A 16,569-nucleotide genomic window follows, 5' to 3' on the forward strand; every position below is an offset into this window, starting at 1 on the left:
AAAAGCACAGCCGCAGGGGCTGTGCTTTTATGCTTCAGCAGTTATCGCTTCTAGTTTTTCTTTCAATTGGTTCAGTGTTTTTTTGCTGGATTGAATAAGAGATTTAGGGAAATCTTCGCCTTCTCCATATTCAACACCATGCGGATAATAGTGTTTTCCAAGTAAAGGTGTCAGCAGCTGGATGTGGGCTTTTTTGGAGCCGACATCTCCCTCAGTGGCGTAGCCAGAGATCCGTAAGTAAAACGTCCCCTCTACCATGTTATACTTCCTGTCGTACGTCACACGCTCATAATCCCATTGATCGGCTCGTACAAATCCTTCACTTTCCATAATGAAATCCAATTTATTTAAGTCAGCTGATACCTTTTCAATCCCCGTACCTTCAAACTTCACCCAAAACCCCTCCTTATAAAAATTCCCTTTACTGACAATCATAGTATGAAAGCGTTAAACTTTCAACTGTGAAAGGTATGTTCTTTTATAAGCTGGTTACAGTAATAAAGAAAATAACGGATGGAGGAATCAACGTGAAAACGAAAAAAATCAAAGATATCATGACAAAAAAAGTAGTGACGTTGCAAAAGGACGACAATGCATATGAAGCGGCAGTCAAAATGAAAGATGCTGACATTGGTGCCATTCCAGTAGTCGACGGAGATCAGCTTGTTGGTATTGTCACAGACCGCGACCTTGTACTTAGAGGTATTGCTGAGAAAAAGCCGAACTCACAAGAGGTTGGTGCCATCATGACGAAGGAAGTTTTGACAGCTGAAGAAGATGCAACCCTAGAAGAAATTGTCCGGTTGATGTCAGAACATCAGCTCCGCCGTATCCCGGTTGTCAAAAACGGGGCACTCACAGGGATCGTAGCCCTTGGGGATTTATCAGTTGAAGATTTATCAAACGATCGTGCAGGTGATGCTCTGACGGAAATCTCTCAACAAGACCAGGATCATGGCCAAGGATTTCTTCATTAGGAGGGGCATATTTTAAATTCGTGTTAAATAGGCTGTATTGTCGTTGATAAATGGAGCAAGTTTTGTTTAAATGACAGTAGAAGGTACTTTTTGTACCTTGCCAATTTAACGGAGGTGTTTATTTGAAAACTGTGCTGAAAACACTCTTCATCCTCCTGATTATATCTGGAACGTATGTTCTGTTTATTCAATATGGATCTTCACCAGAAAAAGAAAACAGCAATGAGCCGAAGGTGTCTAATGAAGAAACATCTAGCGATAAGCCGATCAACATTCCGAAAAAAGGTCTCATGTCCTTTATGGGGAAGTCTTCAAACGAAGTGCTTAAACAGCTAGGGGAACCAGATCGCATTGATCCTTCCGCATATGATTATGACTGGTGGATATACAATCAATCGAAGAAGCACTATATTCAAGTAGGGGTAAAGGACAGTAAAGTGGTGACCTTGTTTGCGACAGGGGATGGGCTGAATGTTGAGCCGTTTAAAATCGGTCAAGCCACAAGTGAAGTGTTTAAAAAAACACAAATCGCTCCTTACATTCATGTAGAGGACGAGGGAAATTCATATCGCTTTGAATTCTCAGAAGATGATATGAATACCAGGCCGACGGTGAAAGTGGGAGATGATGTGTATGTCCAGCTCTACATGGATAAGTTTGAAAGCACTCTTTCGAGCATTCGAGCCTTTAACGCAGATACATTTGTCAAACAAAAGCCGTATGAAGTCGTTTATCGAGGTCAATTAATTGAACCTGAGGCGATATCAGGCGAAAAGTGGAAGGATATTGAAGCGTCGAGTCAAAAACAAATTTTTGATATGACCAATATTATCCGCCATAAGTACAAACTGCCGACCTTAAAGTGGGACGATGAAACCTCTGAAGTGGCATTCATGCATAGTGAGGACATGAAGGATCATCATTATTTCTCCCATGAATCTAAAAAATACGGCACGCTGAAAGACCGGTTAGAAAGAGGCGAGGTCGCATTTCAGCTTGCGGGGGAAAACATTGCGTATAATTATGTTGATGGCCCTGCAGCTGTAGAAGGTTGGCTGAATAGCGAAGGTCACCGGAAAGCATTGTTAAATCAAGATTACACGCACCTTGGCGTTGGTGTGAAAGAAAAGTACTATACACAAAACTTCATTAAGAAAACGTCTTAATCCTCTAAACAGCTGCGCACAGATAGCGGCTGTTTTTTTATGAAAAGGGCTCACCAAAATAGACCCAGATGTATATAGTATAGTAGGCATTTGTATGGGGGGTGAGGATATGACAAATAAGCAAAAGCAAACATCCATTGATGAATTTAAACAGTTCGTCAGACGCCATCCGAAATTAATTCAAGAAGTGCAGACGCAAGAAAAAAGCTGGCAAAGTTTATACGAGAATTGGGTCATGTTTGGTGAGGAAGATGACATGTGGTCTCCTTACCGGCAAACACAAACGGAAGAAGCAAAAGAAGAAAAAGCCGCTAAGCAAAGTGAACCGGGAAAAGCAGATTTTATGTCTAAAATGGTTTCTGCAGTGAAAAAAATGGACGCTGATCAAATGAATGAACAAATTAATAAAATGAGCCAGTCTATTTCCTCTTTACAAAGCTTACTCGGTCAATTTTCATCAAATGGCTCAAAGAAGGGTTCATCTGGAGGCAGCCAGCACCCATTCTCCTTCAGGAAAGATTAATTGAAAGGGGATGCTTTTGGTGCGGAGAGAAGTACAAGAGTTTGTCATGGCCGAAGAGGATCGAATCAAATTCATCAGGCAGCGCCCACTCTGGTATAGACAGTTAACGCGGCATCCTGAAAATGTCACTTCGTTTGAATTAGATAAAATGAACTTTTACGAAAAAACCATTCCTCATCGTGTGAGCCAGTTGAGCAATAGTGTCCAAATGGCTGAAATGATGATCCAGATGTTCCAAGCAATGCGCAATCAAAATGGAGCCGGGTGAGGCTTTTTTTGAGTTGATTAAGATGTCTATTTCATGAGCATCCTATGAAAGTAGACGAAAGGAGAATCAGAACATGAAATGGATGCTGTCAATATGCGCATTGCTTTTTCTTCTCACCGGATGTCAAAGTCAACATGATCAAGAGCAAGTAACTAGGCAAGAACCAGCAGTACCAGTCATGCAGCAGACGCAAAGTGAAATGAAGCAGCAAGGCTTTTTAAAATACAAAGTGCAGGGATCTGTTGTGTATATAGAAAGTACACTTCAAGATTTTCACCTTGAACCTTCACCCCTAAAAAAGGATAAGAAGGCTGGGTATTTTACTGTGTATGTAGACGGGAAACGGGCAGGCAATGAGTATACTGCGGCGTTTGTGGTCAAGCACCTTTCAAAAGGAAAGCATAAAATGACCGTTGTGCTAAATTCTCGTCACCCTGAATATAAGCAGAAAAGAGAGACGTGGGATGTATTTGTCACGTAAAAGCATTTTCTGATCCATAGGTTTCGTGGTAAACTATGAATTGGAGGTGCAACATTTATGTATGCGACAATCGAATTCGTGGAGCTCCAAGAGGAAGCAAATCAATTGGCTGCCATGATTCTTCAGTCGGAGGAGGCTGAACATTACCGCAACTGCTTTAAGCGTCTCCAGCAAGACGAAGAAGCCCAACAAATTATTGCCCATTTTACAAAAGTAAAAGAGCAATATGAAGATGTGCAGCGGTTCGGCAAATACCATCCGGACTATAGAACGATCTCAAAAGAAATGCGTGAGGTCAAAAGAAAGCTAGATCTTCACGATACAGTGGTTGATTTCAAAAAAGCAGAAACAGCGATTCAATCCATCTTAGATGAGATTAGTATTGAAATCGGTCAAGCTGTATCAGTATATATTAAAGTTCCAACAGGGAACCCATATTTTGATGGTCTATCATCATGCGGCGGTGGCTGTGGATCAGGAGGCAGCTGTGGCTGTAAAGTATCTTGACGAGACTTGAACGTCTCGTCTTTTACATAATGAACGGAAAGAATTGAAAAGCGGCAGGTGAAAAGATGGATACCAAACGTCAAGGGATGGTCGTTTGGCTGCATTCGTTAAAGCAGTCAAAAGCGCTAAGGAAATTTGGGAATGTTCACTATATTTCAAGGAAAATGAAATATGCAGTGATTTATTGTGATATGAATGATCTTGAGCGCCACATGGCAAAGCTCAGTTCATTGCCATTTGTAAAACGTGTTGAGCCTTCCTATAAACCTTTTATTAAATTAGAGTACGAATCGAAATTGGACAAAGCAAAAGAGTATGATTATAAGGTGGGCTTTTAAAGACACAAAAAAATCCCCGCGGCATCACCCGCGGGGTCCTTCTATTCTTAATGATTCATTAAGGAGAAGGCAAAGGGAGAGGAGAAACCGGAGGAAGAACTTATGGGGAAACGTAAGTCTTCTCCGCGGTTGGCAACAGCACCACATCAGATGCTGTTAACAGTAGTATGACCCTCTCTTTTGTGATCTATACATAGAAAATGAATGGAATTCAGTGCATTGTCCCATGTGGAGTGGATATGGTAAGATAATGTTGAATTTTTTGTCATCAAACAATATTCAATAGATGCAAGCGCAGAAAAAGTGGTGGAAAAATGAGAGTGATTTCTGGAACAAAAAAAGGCCGTACACTTAAAGCGGTACCTGGCCAATCAACAAGACCAACAACAGATAAAGTAAAAGAATCCATTTTTAATATGATTGGACCGTATTTTGATGGGGGATGGGCCCTTGATTTATTTGCTGGAAGTGGTGGTTTAGGTATTGAAGCGCTTTCTAGAGGATTCGATCATTGTATATTTGTGGATCGAGATATGAAGGCGATTCAGACGATTAAAGGCAACTTGAATCAATTGTCGCTGATGGATCAAAGTGAAGTGTTTCGAAATGATGCAAACCGTGCACTCGCCGCTGTAGTGAAGCGAGAAGAATCTTTTCAAGCCATCTTCCTTGATCCGCCGTATAAAGATCAAAAGTTGAAAGCACTTCTTGATACGATTGATGAGCATTCCTTATTAGCAGATGATGGCGTCATTGTGTGTGAGCATGATAAAGATGTGACACTGCCAGAGGAAGCAGGACAGCTGCATATCTCAAGGCAGGAAATGTACGGAATGACTGGCATTACGATCTATAGAAAGCGGGGAAATTAAAGCATGGGGAATATAGCCGTTTGTCCGGGTAGCTTCGATCCAGTCACATTGGGCCATTTGGATATTATCAAAAGAGGGGCAAAGATTTTTGATGAAGTATATGTGTGCGTCCTCAATAACTCGTCAAAAAAGCCGTTGTTTACTGTTGAAGAGCGATGTGAACTCATTCGTCAAGCAACAAAGGAGCTACCAAATATCAAAGTGGAATCCTTTCATGGACTGCTCGTTGATTATGCGAAACAAAAAGAGGCGAAAGTCATTTTGCGCGGACTTAGAGCGGTGACGGACTTTGAATACGAGATGCAAGGGACATCAATGAACAAAGTGTTGAATGATGACATTGAAACGTTCTTTATGATGACGAATAATCAATACTCCTTCTTAAGTTCAAGCATTGTTAAAGAAGTAGCGAAATATCATGGATCAGTCAAAGAGCTTGTACCGCAAGAGGTCGAAGCTGCGCTGAAAGAGAAATTTAATGGATGAGTGCATTGTGCACTCATCCATTTTTTAATTTCTGATAATAGAGCGCAATATACACGATCAGACTGAACAAGGTGATGAGAGGACCAGCAGATACAAGCTGATTCCATAACATGCTGCTAAACATCACGACTTGCTCGCTTGTTTCAAATGCCCCTGCTGGAAGCGCCATGTCTGCTTTAGAGACATAAAGGGGTTTGAATAACAAAAAAGCAAAGACGGCTGCGTAAATACCGTGAAGCAAACGGGCGAAGAAAAACGGTTTAAAGCGTATATCGGTTGCTGCCAAAATGCCAGCTACCTGAGCTTGAACGGAGAATCCGCTAAATCCCAAAATAAAGCTGACCACAATTGTTTTAGCGAGCAGGGAAACCTCTTGTGACCCTGTGAGCTGACTTCCTAATGTGATTTCAAATAGACCCGCAATCATGGCTAGATCTAATTCCGGCGGAAGGTGCATCGTTTTCAGTATAGAGCCGATCCCGATAGAGAGAAGATCTGTTACATGAACGACAGCGAGCATTTGACTAAAGACAGAAAATAAAATGATAAAGCCGCCAATCATAAAGAGCGTTTGAACAGATGACATGACAGCGTCACTTAATATTTGGCCAAGTGGTCTTTTCTCTGCAAGTCTTGCCGTATGAAGAGCGCTGAATGCTTCTCGAATTGGAGGCAATAAAAATCCTTTTCGGCTTCTGAGGTGCGCATCATGACGTGCTTTATATCCGCGCATCGTCACCCCAACCGCGAGATTTCCTAAATAATGTGCACAGGCTAACACAATGCCTAAAGCTGGGTGATGAAAAAATCCTACAGCCACTGCTCCAAAAATGAACAAAGGGTTTGAAGAATTGGTAAATGACACAAGGCGTTCTGCTTCAATTCTTGTCAGCTGTCCTTCCTGCCGAAGTCTTGTCGTCAATTTAGCGCCAGAAGGAAAACCAGAGGCCATTCCCATCGCCAGTACAAATCCGCCGACACCAGGCACCCGAAAGATAGGCCGCATAAATGGCTCTAATAATACGCCGACAAATCTGACAATCCCGAAACTGATTAATAGCTCGGACAAAATAAAAAAAGGTAGCAGCGATGGAAAAACCACTTCCCACCACATTGCAAGTCCATTTTTCGATGCTTGCAAAGAGGCTTGTGGATGTGTAATCACAGTGGCTGTTAAAAAGATAAAAAAAGCAGCGATGAACAGAGTGTTCCATTTTTTCATGGAGATGTCGCCCCTTGCCGTTATAATCTATTGGCGAGCTCGTGATTAAAGAAAAAGAGATGCTAGCCGAGCCTGTCTTCTATTACTATACGATGAGAAGGGGCATGTTTAGACCTATAGATTCGTATATATGCATAGAAAGAGGAGGGTGGATTCATGAAACGACCGATTATCGGGCTTGCGCTGGGCTCCGGGGGTGCCAGAGGGATGGCGCATATCGGGGTTTTATCTAGTCTTGAGAAACAAGGAATTCAGGTGGATATGATCGCAGGAAGCAGTATTGGTGCTCTTGTGGGGAGCTTTTATGCAGCAGGACAAGACGTAGAAAAAATGAAAAAACTTGCACTTGTCTTCAGAAGAAAGTATTATGCTGACTATACACTGCCAAAAATCGGTCTGTTAAAAGGAAATCGAATTTTGCAGCTGATTCACACGTTTACATATGGGAAGAATATTGAAGAAATGCGCGTGCCTCTTGCGATTGTCGCCTGTGACCTTCAGACAGGGGAGAAGGTTGTGTTCAAAGAAGGGTCTGTCTCACAAGCAGTCAGGGCAAGCATTAGCATTCCGGGTGTGTTTGTTCCGCATGAAATAGGCGGCAGGCAATTGGTGGATGGAGCGGTAGTGGACCGCATTCCTGTTTCTGTTCTCAAAGAAATGGGGGCAGATCTCATTATCGCCTCTGATGTATCAAGGGTGAAAAAAACAGAAAAGGCAACGAGATTATCGGATGTCATTATGCAAAGTTTGGACATCCTTCAAAATGAATTGGTTCGTCACCAAACCATTCATGCAGATCTCATGATTCGGCCGAAGCTCGAGACCTTTAGCTCTAGTGCGTTTACACAGGTTCAAGAAATGATTGAAGCAGGTGAACTCGCCGCCGACCAACTAAAAGAAAAACTGAAAGATGTCATTGATAAATGGGAGTGTTAATCGAATGAAAAAATTAAATATTCGCTGGCTCAGCTTTTTTGCTGTTGTTCTAGTCTTATTTGGCTTAACTTTTGTGAAACTGCCCTATTACGTCACAAAGCCAGGTGATGCAACAGAAATTGCGCCACACATTCAAGTAGACGGAGGATATGGCGAGAAAGGCAGCTTTTCTCTTATGACCATTAAAGTAGGTCCAGCCAATCCATATACGTATTTACTTGCAAAAATGAACAAGTATGACGAAATCGTTCCAGAAGAAAATATTAAAGCGGACGGAGAGTCTGATGAGGATTATATGAAACGGCAGCTGCAGCTCATGAAAAGTTCTCAAGAAAATGCAATGATTGCCGCTTATACAAAAGCGGGGAAAAAAGTAGATTATACGTTTAATGGGGTATATGCGAGCTATGTGATGAAAGGAATGCCTGCATATGGGAAGATTGAAGTTGGCGATAAGATCAAAAGCGTCGACGGCCATACATATGAGTCAGCAGATAAAATGGTTTCGTATATCAGCAGTAAAAAAGCAGGCACGACTGTCCGTTTTGTACTTGAACGTAATGGCAAAGAAATTACGCAGAACGTGACGTTAAAACCATTTAAAGAAGAGCCAAAACGAGTGGGAATTGGCGTATCACTATTTACAGACCGTCATGTGAAAGTGTCTCCTTCTGTGAAAGTGGATATTGAAAACATCGGCGGTCCATCGGCTGGTTTAATGATGTCACTTGAAATTTACAATCAGCTGACAAAAGAAGATGAAACACATGGCTATGCGATCGCAGGAACTGGAACGATTGATGCAGATGGTACAGTCGGACCGATTGGCGGAATTGATCAAAAGGTTGTTGCAGCAGACAAAGCAGGAAAAGACATCTTCTTTGCACCGAATGATAAAGGTGACCCAAACTCTGACTACAAAAATGCAGTCAAAACAGCAAAAGATATTAAAAGTGATATGAAAATCGTTCCTGTGGATACCATGCAGGACGCACTAAACTATTTAAACAAATTAAAAGAGAAAGCATCATAAAAAAGAGCAGCCTGCAAATCAGGCTGCTTTTTTCTATCGAGATGAAAAGAGTCCGCTCTCTTCATCATATCGAATCGGTGATGTTTTAAACTCTGCTTTTGTTAACTCTGTTTGCATGGGTTCAGAGATGGGAAGGCTGAACACCCTTGAAGCGCGAATATCAAGATCAAGGGCGGGATGTGAAAAGGAAGACAGTTTACTCACAAGTGTTACATCCAACTCTTTTTTTACAAGAGACAAGTACTGTTGTCCTTTCCTTGTCATTCCAAGTAAACGAATATAGGGCGCTTTTTTCTCTTCAAGCAGCTCGTGCATCGTCTTTTTCTTCACGTTCATTAATAGATGCGTATTCATCCGCTGTAACCTTGTCCACGTATATCGTTTTGTTTTGACAAGTGATAGATACTCCTCGTAGGAAGATGCATGTGTCATGGCTTTTTGCATGCGGTGTTCAATGCCTTCTTCAATTTCATAGATGCCCTCTAGTTCACTCGTATCCATTGTATGAAAAACGTGTTTCAGAAAGCGAAAATAGGCTTCTTGCGTATGTAAAAGACCATATGAAGAATGATAGTCGTGTAATTGCTTTAAAGTAGCGTCTGGGAGGTAGGGCGTGACTGCTTGAAATGAGCTCTGTTCTTTTAATGCTTTTCGGATACTTGTGGCGCTTGCGATTTTTTGGTTGTCAGGCAGTTCTTCATCATGATAATCAGATGCAATTCTTTGAGACGTAAAAGGCTGCATGTGTGGAGCTCTCTCTAAGATGGCTTTAACATAATGAAAGCCTAAAATGTTATTTGGTTTGGACAAATCCAGTAAGTGTTCAGAATGAATGGCATCTTGAAACGCACCTGCTGCTGCTGAGGGATAACTAAGACCTTCTTTCACCTTTTCTTTTGTTAAAAGATCAATCTCTGCCTTTTTTTCATGCCAAGCGTGTGCTGTGCGCTCAAATGCGTTGATCTCTCCATCCTCACTGCCGAAAAAAAGAGAATGGCATTTTAATGTATCGAGGATGGACACAGCCCCATTGGCGAAGGTTTCTGCCTTTTGTACGGCATATATGTATGGAAGCTCACACACAATGTCTACGCCGTTTTGCAGTGCCATTTTTGTACGTGCCCATTTTGAGACGATGGCAGGCTCCCCGCGCTGGAGGAAAGAACCGCTCATGACGGCAATGGCAACATCTGAGGAGGTTTGTTTTTTCGCCTGATTCACATGATAGGCATGTCCATAATGAAATGGATTGTACTCGACAACGACTCCCACTGCTTTCAATAGATGTTCCGCCTTTCTTGCTATGGTTAAATGGTCTGTGCTACAGTAGCATAAGGGAAAAATGAAGACCATTTTTTTCAGTGTAGGCATTCCGAGAACTGATGTCAAACAGCCCTTTGACATCATGAAGGACTGTAAAGAAAAAATATTGACAAATAGCATGATGAAAGCTATAATCATGTTTGTTGCTCTTAGAGGTGATACAATTGAAATGGACAGTTTATCAGTTACATCAAAAAGCTAAAAACAGCTTCGATTTTCATGAGACGGTTGACTTAAATGAACTTACTAGCCTTCATTCAGATATACGTCGCATTTCACCAGTAGAGGTGAAAGGGACTGGAGTGATCGAATCAAAGCAAGTCGCATTTGATTTAACCATCACAGGTGAAATGACATTGCCTTGTTCAAGAACGCTTGTTGATGTAAATTATCCATTTGCGATTTCAACAAAAGAACTATTTGTACTTCATAAGACAGACGATATAGAAGATGAAGACGTATCTGTTGTAGAAGACGATATCATCGACTTAACGCCTATAGTCAAGGAAGAAATTCTTCTTGAAGTGCCCATGCAAATCTTTTGCGACCAAGCTGACGTAAAAGGTGCTGCACCACAGGAAGGGAATGACTGGGCGGTCATTTCGGAAGATGCACATCAAAACCGAATTGATCCTCGTCTGGAAGGCTTGAAGAAGCTCTTAGAAGAAAATAATGAATCTTAACTCTTTAAGGAGGTGGGAATAATGGCTGTACCTTTTAGAAGAACTTCTAAAATGAAAAAAAGATTGCGTCGTACGCATTTCAAACTACAAGTACCTGGTATGGTAGCTTGCCCAGAATGCGGTGAAATGAAAATTTCTCATCGTGTCTGCAAATCTTGCGGAACATACAAAGGCAAAGACGTAAAAAGCAACTAATGCTTGATAAAAAAACGTGAGGGAATCTTCCCTTGCGTTTTTTTATTGATCTATTTTTTAGGTTTCTCTCCTGCAAATAGTCTATCTACTCTAGTAAGCGCATATGATGTGGTATTCAGATTCAGGGGGGATGATGAGTTGACGATTACACGGCAGGACGCATGGACACAAGATGAAGATTTACTTTTAGCAGAAGTTGTTTTAAGGCATATCCGAGATGGGGGTACCCAGCTTTCAGCATTTGAAGAGGTTGGAAAAGCATTGTCAAGAACAGCAGCAGCATGTGGATTCAGGTGGAATTCTTACGTCAGAAAGCAGTACCAGGCAGGCATTGAGCTTGCCAAAAAACAGCGAAAAGAACTGCGTAAAAAAATTGGTATCCATTCTTCGGGTTTACCGCAGCATGCGTTCACCATAGAAGAGAAGGCATCTTCTGATCAGACTGAACTGACGCTTCGAGAAGTAATTCGGTTTCTAGAGCAGCTTGAGAAAGAACCATCTGGTCCAGCTTATTTACGGGAGGAGCTTAAAGATGCACAGCATCAATTAAAATCACTCACCGAAGAAAATGAACAGCTGAAACGTCAATTAAAAATGACAGAAGAAGATTACCGGGCACTTATTGGTATTGTTGAAAGAGTCAAACAGAATATCAGCTTAAAAGATTACGCAAAATAAGAAAACGCCCCTCATAGATGGAAAGAGGGGCGTTTTCTTAATGATTAAAATGATTAAGCGGACTCACCTGTGTTCTTTTGAATATGTGCAGGCTCCCAAATGAGTGGGTTTTCTCCTTTATCGCGTTCCATATCATATTTCACCGCTTCAAAGCCCATTTTATCCCAAAAACCGGCGGATTTGACGCGTGGATTCGTTCGGATTGGAAGGCCAAAAGATTTTGCGAAATCAACAAGTGCTTCGCCGTATCCTTTACGTTGATATCCTGGCAACACTTCTAGCTTCCACAGCTCTAGATAATCATGATTATGGTCAAAATACGTCGTCGTCGAGCCATCTACTTGATAGAGGCTCATACGTGCCACAAGCTTATCTCCAAAGTAAATCCCATAAAATGGAGAGTTGCTGTCATTTTCAATCATATTACTTTCTAGGTCTTCAAGCATGGAAAGTTCTTGTATGCCATATTCCTTAAATTGTTTAAATTCCTCTAATGTTTTGTAGTTAATCAGAAGACGTTTTACTTGTGTCATGTGATCTTCCCCCTTACACACATAATGTCGACAGTGATGTCATTGAAGGCGTTTTCATCCCATCCGCCTAAAAAGTTTTTACACTTATTATTATAGTTTTTTAATTAAAAAAATTCAATCATAGCGCGTTATCTGCTTTTTGCATCGTAGCACTAAACTGGTAAAATGGTTGATAACATGAAGTAAACAGAAAAAAGGAAGTGCGGCAATTGAAAATTGGAATCATTGGCGGTGGTGCGATTGGTCTGCTTTGTGCCAGTTATTTATCAGAGCATCATGACATCACCGTCTTTACAAGAAGAAAACAGCAGGCAGAAGAAATTCGAGCATTAGGCATCGAACGAATGGTAAGAGGGGAAACCATTCAATCAGCTGTTGGGGCCGATACGGGGGTCAAAGGAATATTTGATTTGCTGATTGTGACAGTGAAGTATCATCATCTGCAAGATGTTCTAGGGGAATTATCGGGACTGCCTCGTCATCGGATCTTATTTTTGCAGAACGGAATGGCCCACCTCGTCGATTTAAAGAACTGGAAAACGGCACATCAGTTATATATTGGTGTAGTAGAGCATGGCGCAATGAAGGTGTCTGATCGCGCAGTAAACCATACAGGAATTGGTGTCATCAAGTGGGGAGCATTTCTGCATGAGGAAAAAGAACCTATGGGTAGTGAACTATCAACGGTCGATTTTCAAATGGTTTATACAGATGAATGGAAGAAAGTACTGGAGGAAAAACTGCTCGTCAATGTGTGTATTAATCCGTTGACGGCTTTATTACATGTGAATAATGGGGAATTGGTATCGAACCCGTCATATGAACATATGATGACATGTGCATTTGAAGAAGCGGTTTCCATTCTAGGGTTGCTTGAGAAAGATCGTCTATGGGCTCATGTGAAATCAATTTGTCATCAAACGGCTGCCAATCAATCGTCGATGCTGCAAGATATCGTCAAAGGCCGCCAAACTGAAAGAAAAGCAATCATTGGCTACCTTTTAAAAAAAGCTCAAGGTCAAGGGATGACGCCGCCATTCCTCACTTTCTTGAATAGAAGCTTGGAAGTATTGGAAAAAAAGCAAACAAAATCTTTTGAGTGAGCTCATTTACATGCTATACTTTTTTCGGGAAACTAACTATTTATTGAAGAAAGGAAGTTCTAAACATGCAATTGACTGAACTTTCCATCCGAAGTCAGAATTTATTCATACGTGATTATATAGAAGAAAAAAAAGAGATGACTGCTTTTTTTGATTATGATATACATTCTGAGCACACATGGAAAAAGAGATACGACGATCTCATGGAAAGGAGCTTCCCGCGCGAGGCTTTAGCGGATTATATGAGCGCATATCATGCAAAATTTGATTCGGCTGCGATGCGTGAGAATATTGAGAAGATCCGTGATGAACGGAGCGTCATGGTGGTTGGAGGACAGCAGGCAGGCCTACTGACAGGTCCGCTTTATACCATACATAAAATCATTTCCATTATTCAGTTTGCCAAAGAAAAAGAATCAGAGCTTGGCGTTCCTGTTATTCCGGTCTTTTGGGTAGCGGGTGAAGATCACGACGTAGACGAAATTAACTTTGTGTACACGTCTGGCGAAAAAGGCCCAGTCAAACAAAAGCTTCCATTACATCATGTGAAAAAAACAGCTGCGAAAAGAACACCTCTCCACCAAGAGAAAACAGAGAGATGGCTTCGTGATGTATTTTCAACCTATGAGGAATCTGCTTACACAAATGACTTGTTTGATCAGCTTCTTCGATGTTTACGCAAATCAGAAACGTTTACTGATTTCTTTGAGTGGATTGTTTGCGATCTATTTGAAGAAGATGGACTGCTGTTATTGAATTCAGGAGACTTCGGCGTGAAGCCACTTGAACGTACGTTATTCAAGCAAATTGTGGAGTCGAGTGATGCGATCGTGGCTCACTTAAATAACACGCAGGCTGCCATGGAACAAGCGGGGTATCAGCCGATTATTGAAGCTGGTGACCATCAAGCCAACTTGTTTTACGAATATGATGATGAGCGTTTCCTCATTGAACAAGAGAATGGCCAATTTTCTATATCTGAAGTGGGGCTTACTTGGACAAAAGATGAGCTTTTGCAGGAAGTCGAGGAGCACCCAGAGCGGTTTAGCAATAATGTGGTGACCCGTCCATTGATGCAGGAAACCCTTCTTCCAACGCTTGCTTTTATGGCTGGACACGGTGAAGTGAACTATTGGGGTGAGCTGAAAGGCATCTTCGAGTACTTCGATGTCAAAATGGCACCCGTTCTTCCAAGATTGCACGTCACCATTCTTGAAAGGCATATTGATAAGAAGCTGCCGATAAGAGAATTGTCGGTTGAAGAAGTGCTGACAAAAGGCGTGAAAGAAAAGAAGGATGCGCACTTTCAGCACAGTCTTCCAGACAGCTTCGTTCAATCGGTTCAACATGCTAAACGTGAATTAGCGAATGTTCACGAGGCCATGAGACAAGAAGCGCTAGAGATCGAACCAAGCTTTGAACAGCTATTAGATAAAAATTCCAAATTTATAGAAGACCAGCTTCAATTTGTTTATCAAAAGGTTGCAAAGCGTGTGGAAGAGAAGGAAGGATACATCCTTCGAGATTTTGAACGGATTGAAAATAGTTTAAAACCACTCGAAGCACCACAAGAAAGAATTTGGAATATCATGTACTTTTTAAACAAATATGGTCTAGAATTCTTCAAAACGTTCAAAAATCTGCCATTTTCATTTCAAAACAAGCAACAAATTGTCAAACTTTGAAATAAAGTTTTAATGAACCCTGACTAGTTCAGGGTTTTTTTTTATGTAGAAACAGTGTAAAATAAGTTTTGTGGAGAGAAGTGGTGGATAGTGGAGAGTATAGGTGAGAAAGTGGGGCTCTGATGATCATGTTCATGGGTGAATACCAACATACGATTGATACAAAAGGGCGCATGATCATCCCTGCTAAATTTAGAGACGGTCTCGGAGAACAGTTTGTGCTGACGAGAGGGCTTGATCAATGTTTATTTGGCTACCCTATGAGTGAGTGGAAACTAATTGAAGAGAAACTCAAAGCACTGCCGCTAACGAAAAAAGATGCACGTGCGTTTACCCGGTTCTTCTTCTCCGGCGCAGTTGAATGTGATCTGGACAAGCAGGGGCGCATTAACATCGCATCCAACCTACTCCAATATGCAAAACTCGAAAAAGAATGTGTGGTCATCGGCGTTTCAAATCGAATTGAGTTGTGGAGTAAGTCGATCTGGGAACAATATACAGAAGAGCAAGAAGATTCTTTTGCTGAAATTGCTGAAAACATGATTGGATTTGATATATAATAATCCCTTGTGCAGCAAGCTTTCTACACATTCATTTCTATTTGAAAAAGGTGGGACCATATCATCATGTTTCAACATGAGACAGTATTATTAAAAGAAACAGTTGACGGTTTAAACGTCAAAGAAGACGGTACATATGTGGACTGCACGCTAGGCGGCGCAGGTCATAGCTCATATTTACTATCTCAATTATCAGAAAAAGGTACATTAATTGGGTTTGACCAAGACGATGCTGCACTGGATCATGCACGAGAGAAGCTCGCACATGTTAAAGCGAACATTCTTTTCATAAAAAGCAACTTCCGATATTTAAAAGAACGTCTGAATGAACAAGGAATTACAAGCGTAGACGGTGTGATTTTTGACCTTGGGGTTTCATCACCTCAGCTTGACACACCAGAGAGAGGCTTTAGTTATCACCATGATGCACCTCTTGACATGCGAATGGATCAAACCGCTGCTTTGTCGGCAAAACAAGTGGTGAATGAATGGCCATTTGAAGATCTAGTTCGGATTTTCTACAAATATGGGGAAGAAAAGTTCAGCAAGCAAATCGCACGCAAAATTGAAGAAGCCAGAAAAAAAGCGCCAATTGAAACAACAGGAGAGCTTGTCGACATTATTAAAGAAGGAATTCCCGCACCTGCAAGACGAAAAGGCGGACATCCAGCGAAAAGAGTATTTCAAGCGATCCGAATTGCCGTAAATGATGAATTGAAAGTATTTGAAGAAGCACTAGAACAAGCAATAGAGTTACTCAATCCGAAGGGGAGAATTTCTGTCATTACATTCCATTCACTTGAAGATCGGATTTGTAAAAGTACATTTAAAGAAATGTCTTCTCTTCCAGAACTTCCGCACGGACTGCCAGTGATTCCAGAAGGACTTGAACCAAAACTGAAGCTGATCACGAGAAAACCAATCGTTGCATCAGAACAAGAGCTGGAATATAACAACCGTGCCCGTTCAGCGAAGCTCCGAATTGCAGAAAAAAAGTAAA

22 protein-coding genes are annotated in these 16,569 nt (G+C 41.4%); 18 read left to right on the plus strand and 4 right to left on the minus strand.

Going from position 1 to position 16,569, the window contains the following annotated elements; translation table 11 throughout:
• Positions 1-27: 27 nt before the first annotated feature.
• Positions 28-393 (minus strand): YugN family protein, encoded by a 366-nt coding sequence (locus NSQ17_RS07420; RefSeq protein WP_008345035.1) that lies wholly within the window; start codon positions 391-393, stop codon positions 28-30.
• A gap of 161 nt (positions 394-554) precedes the next feature.
• Here NSQ17_RS07420 and NSQ17_RS07425 point away from each other — a divergent pair, with 161 nt between their 5' ends.
• The 9 genes from NSQ17_RS07425 (at position 555) to coaD (ending at position 5,618) form a co-directional block, all read left to right on the plus strand.
• On the plus strand, positions 555-977 hold the full coding sequence (locus tag NSQ17_RS07425) for a CBS domain-containing protein (RefSeq protein WP_034646433.1): 423 nt from the start codon (positions 555-557) through the stop codon (positions 975-977).
• A 122-nt stretch (positions 978-1,099) separates the two neighbouring features.
• Positions 1,100-2,143, plus strand: a complete 1,044-nt coding sequence (locus NSQ17_RS07430; RefSeq protein WP_008345031.1) for a CAP domain-containing protein — start codon at positions 1,100-1,102, stop codon at positions 2,141-2,143.
• A 109-nt stretch (positions 2,144-2,252) separates the two neighbouring features.
• A complete protein-coding gene (locus NSQ17_RS07435) occupies positions 2,253-2,666 on the plus strand; it encodes a YlbD family protein (RefSeq protein WP_024720298.1) in 414 nt (137 codons plus the stop codon).
• Positions 2,667-2,685: 19 nt separating this feature from the next.
• Positions 2,686-2,934 carry a YlbE-like family protein gene (locus tag NSQ17_RS07440; protein WP_017359376.1) on the plus strand — a complete coding sequence of 83 codons (249 nt, stop codon included), beginning with the start codon at positions 2,686-2,688 and terminating at the stop codon, positions 2,932-2,934.
• Positions 2,935-3,007: 73 nt separating this feature from the next.
• Positions 3,008-3,415: a hypothetical protein gene (locus NSQ17_RS07445; protein ID WP_007499810.1), complete on the plus strand. Its 408-nt coding sequence runs from the start codon at positions 3,008-3,010 to the stop codon at positions 3,413-3,415.
• A 57-nt stretch (positions 3,416-3,472) separates the two neighbouring features.
• On the plus strand, positions 3,473-3,922 hold the full coding sequence (locus NSQ17_RS07450) for a YlbF family regulator (protein WP_268431967.1): 450 nt from the start codon (positions 3,473-3,475) through the stop codon (positions 3,920-3,922).
• 65 nt (positions 3,923-3,987) lie between these two features.
• Positions 3,988-4,260 carry a YlbG family protein gene (locus tag NSQ17_RS07455; RefSeq protein ID WP_008345023.1) on the plus strand — a complete coding sequence of 91 codons (273 nt, stop codon included), beginning with the start codon at positions 3,988-3,990 and terminating at the stop codon, positions 4,258-4,260.
• A 314-nt stretch (positions 4,261-4,574) separates the two neighbouring features.
• Complete coding sequence (rsmD, locus tag NSQ17_RS07460) at positions 4,575-5,132, plus strand: 16S rRNA (guanine(966)-N(2))-methyltransferase RsmD (RefSeq protein WP_007499805.1); 558 nt, start codon at positions 4,575-4,577, stop codon at positions 5,130-5,132.
• A 3-nt stretch (positions 5,133-5,135) separates the two neighbouring features.
• On the plus strand, positions 5,136-5,618 hold the full coding sequence (gene coaD / locus NSQ17_RS07465) for a pantetheine-phosphate adenylyltransferase (protein WP_007499803.1): 483 nt from the start codon (positions 5,136-5,138) through the stop codon (positions 5,616-5,618).
• 13 nt (positions 5,619-5,631) lie between these two features.
• Here coaD and ylbJ read toward each other — a convergent pair whose 3' ends face one another.
• Positions 5,632-6,840, minus strand: a complete 1,209-nt coding sequence (ylbJ, locus tag NSQ17_RS07470) for a sporulation integral membrane protein YlbJ (RefSeq protein ID WP_278193016.1) — start codon at positions 6,838-6,840, stop codon at positions 5,632-5,634.
• A gap of 156 nt (positions 6,841-6,996) precedes the next feature.
• Here ylbJ and NSQ17_RS07475 point away from each other — a divergent pair, with 156 nt between their 5' ends.
• Together NSQ17_RS07475 and NSQ17_RS07480 are read left to right on the plus strand one after the other, a co-directional pair.
• The gene (locus tag NSQ17_RS07475) at positions 6,997-7,776 is read left to right on the plus strand and encodes a patatin-like phospholipase family protein (RefSeq protein WP_007499796.1); all 780 of its coding nucleotides are present in this window, start codon (positions 6,997-6,999) and stop codon (positions 7,774-7,776) included.
• A gap of 4 nt (positions 7,777-7,780) precedes the next feature.
• Entirely contained in the window at positions 7,781-8,809 is a 1,029-nt protein-coding gene (locus tag NSQ17_RS07480; RefSeq protein WP_017359372.1) for a SepM family pheromone-processing serine protease, read from the plus strand.
• Between the two features lie 33 nt (positions 8,810-8,842).
• Here the strand turns inward: NSQ17_RS07480 and NSQ17_RS07485 are convergent, their stop codons facing one another.
• Positions 8,843-10,270, minus strand: a complete 1,428-nt coding sequence (locus tag NSQ17_RS07485; protein ID WP_342467990.1) for a nucleotidyltransferase — start codon at positions 10,268-10,270, stop codon at positions 8,843-8,845.
• A gap of 26 nt (positions 10,271-10,296) precedes the next feature.
• On the opposite strand from NSQ17_RS07485, the gene NSQ17_RS07490 reads away from it, so the two are divergent.
• The 3 genes from NSQ17_RS07490 to gerR all read left to right on the plus strand — a co-directional run bounded on the left by NSQ17_RS07490 (position 10,297) and on the right by gerR (position 11,688).
• The gene (locus NSQ17_RS07490; RefSeq protein WP_008345010.1) at positions 10,297-10,815 is read left to right on the plus strand and encodes a DUF177 domain-containing protein; all 519 of its coding nucleotides are present in this window, start codon (positions 10,297-10,299) and stop codon (positions 10,813-10,815) included.
• A 21-nt stretch (positions 10,816-10,836) separates the two neighbouring features.
• Entirely contained in the window at positions 10,837-11,010 is a 174-nt protein-coding gene (gene rpmF, locus NSQ17_RS07495; RefSeq protein WP_008354700.1) for a 50S ribosomal protein L32, read from the plus strand.
• 138 nt (positions 11,011-11,148) lie between these two features.
• A complete protein-coding gene (gene gerR / locus NSQ17_RS07500; RefSeq protein ID WP_017359370.1) occupies positions 11,149-11,688 on the plus strand; it encodes a sporulation-specific transcriptional regulator GerR in 540 nt (179 codons plus the stop codon).
• A gap of 53 nt (positions 11,689-11,741) precedes the next feature.
• On the opposite strand, the gene NSQ17_RS07505 is transcribed toward gerR, so the two are convergent.
• Entirely contained in the window at positions 11,742-12,221 is a 480-nt protein-coding gene (locus tag NSQ17_RS07505) for an N-acetyltransferase (RefSeq protein WP_007499784.1), read from the minus strand.
• A gap of 209 nt (positions 12,222-12,430) precedes the next feature.
• On the opposite strand from NSQ17_RS07505, the gene NSQ17_RS07510 reads away from it, so the two are divergent.
• From NSQ17_RS07510 to rsmH, 4 genes are all read left to right on the plus strand, one after another.
• A complete protein-coding gene (locus NSQ17_RS07510) occupies positions 12,431-13,324 on the plus strand; it encodes a 2-dehydropantoate 2-reductase (protein WP_159159609.1) in 894 nt (297 codons plus the stop codon).
• A 65-nt stretch (positions 13,325-13,389) separates the two neighbouring features.
• The gene (gene bshC / locus NSQ17_RS07515) at positions 13,390-15,009 is read left to right on the plus strand and encodes a bacillithiol biosynthesis cysteine-adding enzyme BshC (protein ID WP_342467991.1); all 1,620 of its coding nucleotides are present in this window, start codon (positions 13,390-13,392) and stop codon (positions 15,007-15,009) included.
• 128 nt (positions 15,010-15,137) lie between these two features.
• Positions 15,138-15,569: a division/cell wall cluster transcriptional repressor MraZ gene (mraZ, locus tag NSQ17_RS07520; protein WP_003211163.1), complete on the plus strand. Its 432-nt coding sequence runs from the start codon at positions 15,138-15,140 to the stop codon at positions 15,567-15,569.
• A 66-nt stretch (positions 15,570-15,635) separates the two neighbouring features.
• Positions 15,636-16,568, plus strand: a complete 933-nt coding sequence (rsmH, locus tag NSQ17_RS07525) for a 16S rRNA (cytosine(1402)-N(4))-methyltransferase RsmH (RefSeq protein ID WP_007499781.1) — start codon at positions 15,636-15,638, stop codon at positions 16,566-16,568.
• Position 16,569 lies beyond the last annotated feature (1 nt).

This window comes from Bacillus sp. FSL W8-0629 (genome assembly GCF_038593225.1).
Classification (GTDB): domain Bacteria; phylum Bacillota; class Bacilli; order Bacillales; family Bacillaceae; genus Bacillus; species Bacillus altitudinis.

What these genes read in the sequence shown, in the direction of transcription:
- NSQ17_RS07425 (WP_034646433.1), top strand. Translation starts at nt 555, where the DNA reads ATGACAAAAAAAGTAGTGACGTTGCAAAAGGACGACAATGCATATGAA.
- NSQ17_RS07435 (WP_024720298.1), top strand. Translation starts at nt 2,253, where the DNA reads ATGACAAATAAGCAAAAGCAAACATCCATTGATGAATTTAAACAGTTC.
- NSQ17_RS07445 (WP_007499810.1), top strand. Translation starts at nt 3,008, where the DNA reads ATGAAATGGATGCTGTCAATATGCGCATTGCTTTTTCTTCTCACCGGA.
- NSQ17_RS07450 (WP_268431967.1), top strand. Translation starts at nt 3,473, where the DNA reads ATGTATGCGACAATCGAATTCGTGGAGCTCCAAGAGGAAGCAAATCAA.
- NSQ17_RS07455 (WP_008345023.1), top strand. Translation starts at nt 3,988, where the DNA reads ATGGATACCAAACGTCAAGGGATGGTCGTTTGGCTGCATTCGTTAAAG.
- rsmD (WP_007499805.1), top strand. Translation starts at nt 4,575, where the DNA reads ATGAGAGTGATTTCTGGAACAAAAAAAGGCCGTACACTTAAAGCGGTA.
- coaD (WP_007499803.1), top strand. Translation starts at nt 5,136, where the DNA reads ATGGGGAATATAGCCGTTTGTCCGGGTAGCTTCGATCCAGTCACATTG.
- ylbJ (WP_278193016.1), bottom strand. Translation starts at nt 6,840, where the DNA reads ATGAAAAAATGGAACACTCTGTTCATCGCTGCTTTTTTTATCTTTTTA.
- NSQ17_RS07475 (WP_007499796.1), top strand. Translation starts at nt 6,997, where the DNA reads ATGAAACGACCGATTATCGGGCTTGCGCTGGGCTCCGGGGGTGCCAGA.
- NSQ17_RS07480 (WP_017359372.1), top strand. Translation starts at nt 7,781, where the DNA reads ATGAAAAAATTAAATATTCGCTGGCTCAGCTTTTTTGCTGTTGTTCTA.
- NSQ17_RS07485 (WP_342467990.1), bottom strand. Translation starts at nt 10,270, where the DNA reads ATGATTATAGCTTTCATCATGCTATTTGTCAATATTTTTTCTTTACAG.
- rpmF (WP_008354700.1), top strand. Translation starts at nt 10,837, where the DNA reads ATGGCTGTACCTTTTAGAAGAACTTCTAAAATGAAAAAAAGATTGCGT.
- NSQ17_RS07505 (WP_007499784.1), bottom strand. Translation starts at nt 12,221, where the DNA reads ATGACACAAGTAAAACGTCTTCTGATTAACTACAAAACATTAGAGGAA.
- bshC (WP_342467991.1), top strand. Translation starts at nt 13,390, where the DNA reads ATGCAATTGACTGAACTTTCCATCCGAAGTCAGAATTTATTCATACGT.
- mraZ (WP_003211163.1), top strand. Translation starts at nt 15,138, where the DNA reads ATGTTCATGGGTGAATACCAACATACGATTGATACAAAAGGGCGCATG.
- rsmH (WP_007499781.1), top strand. Translation starts at nt 15,636, where the DNA reads ATGTTTCAACATGAGACAGTATTATTAAAAGAAACAGTTGACGGTTTA.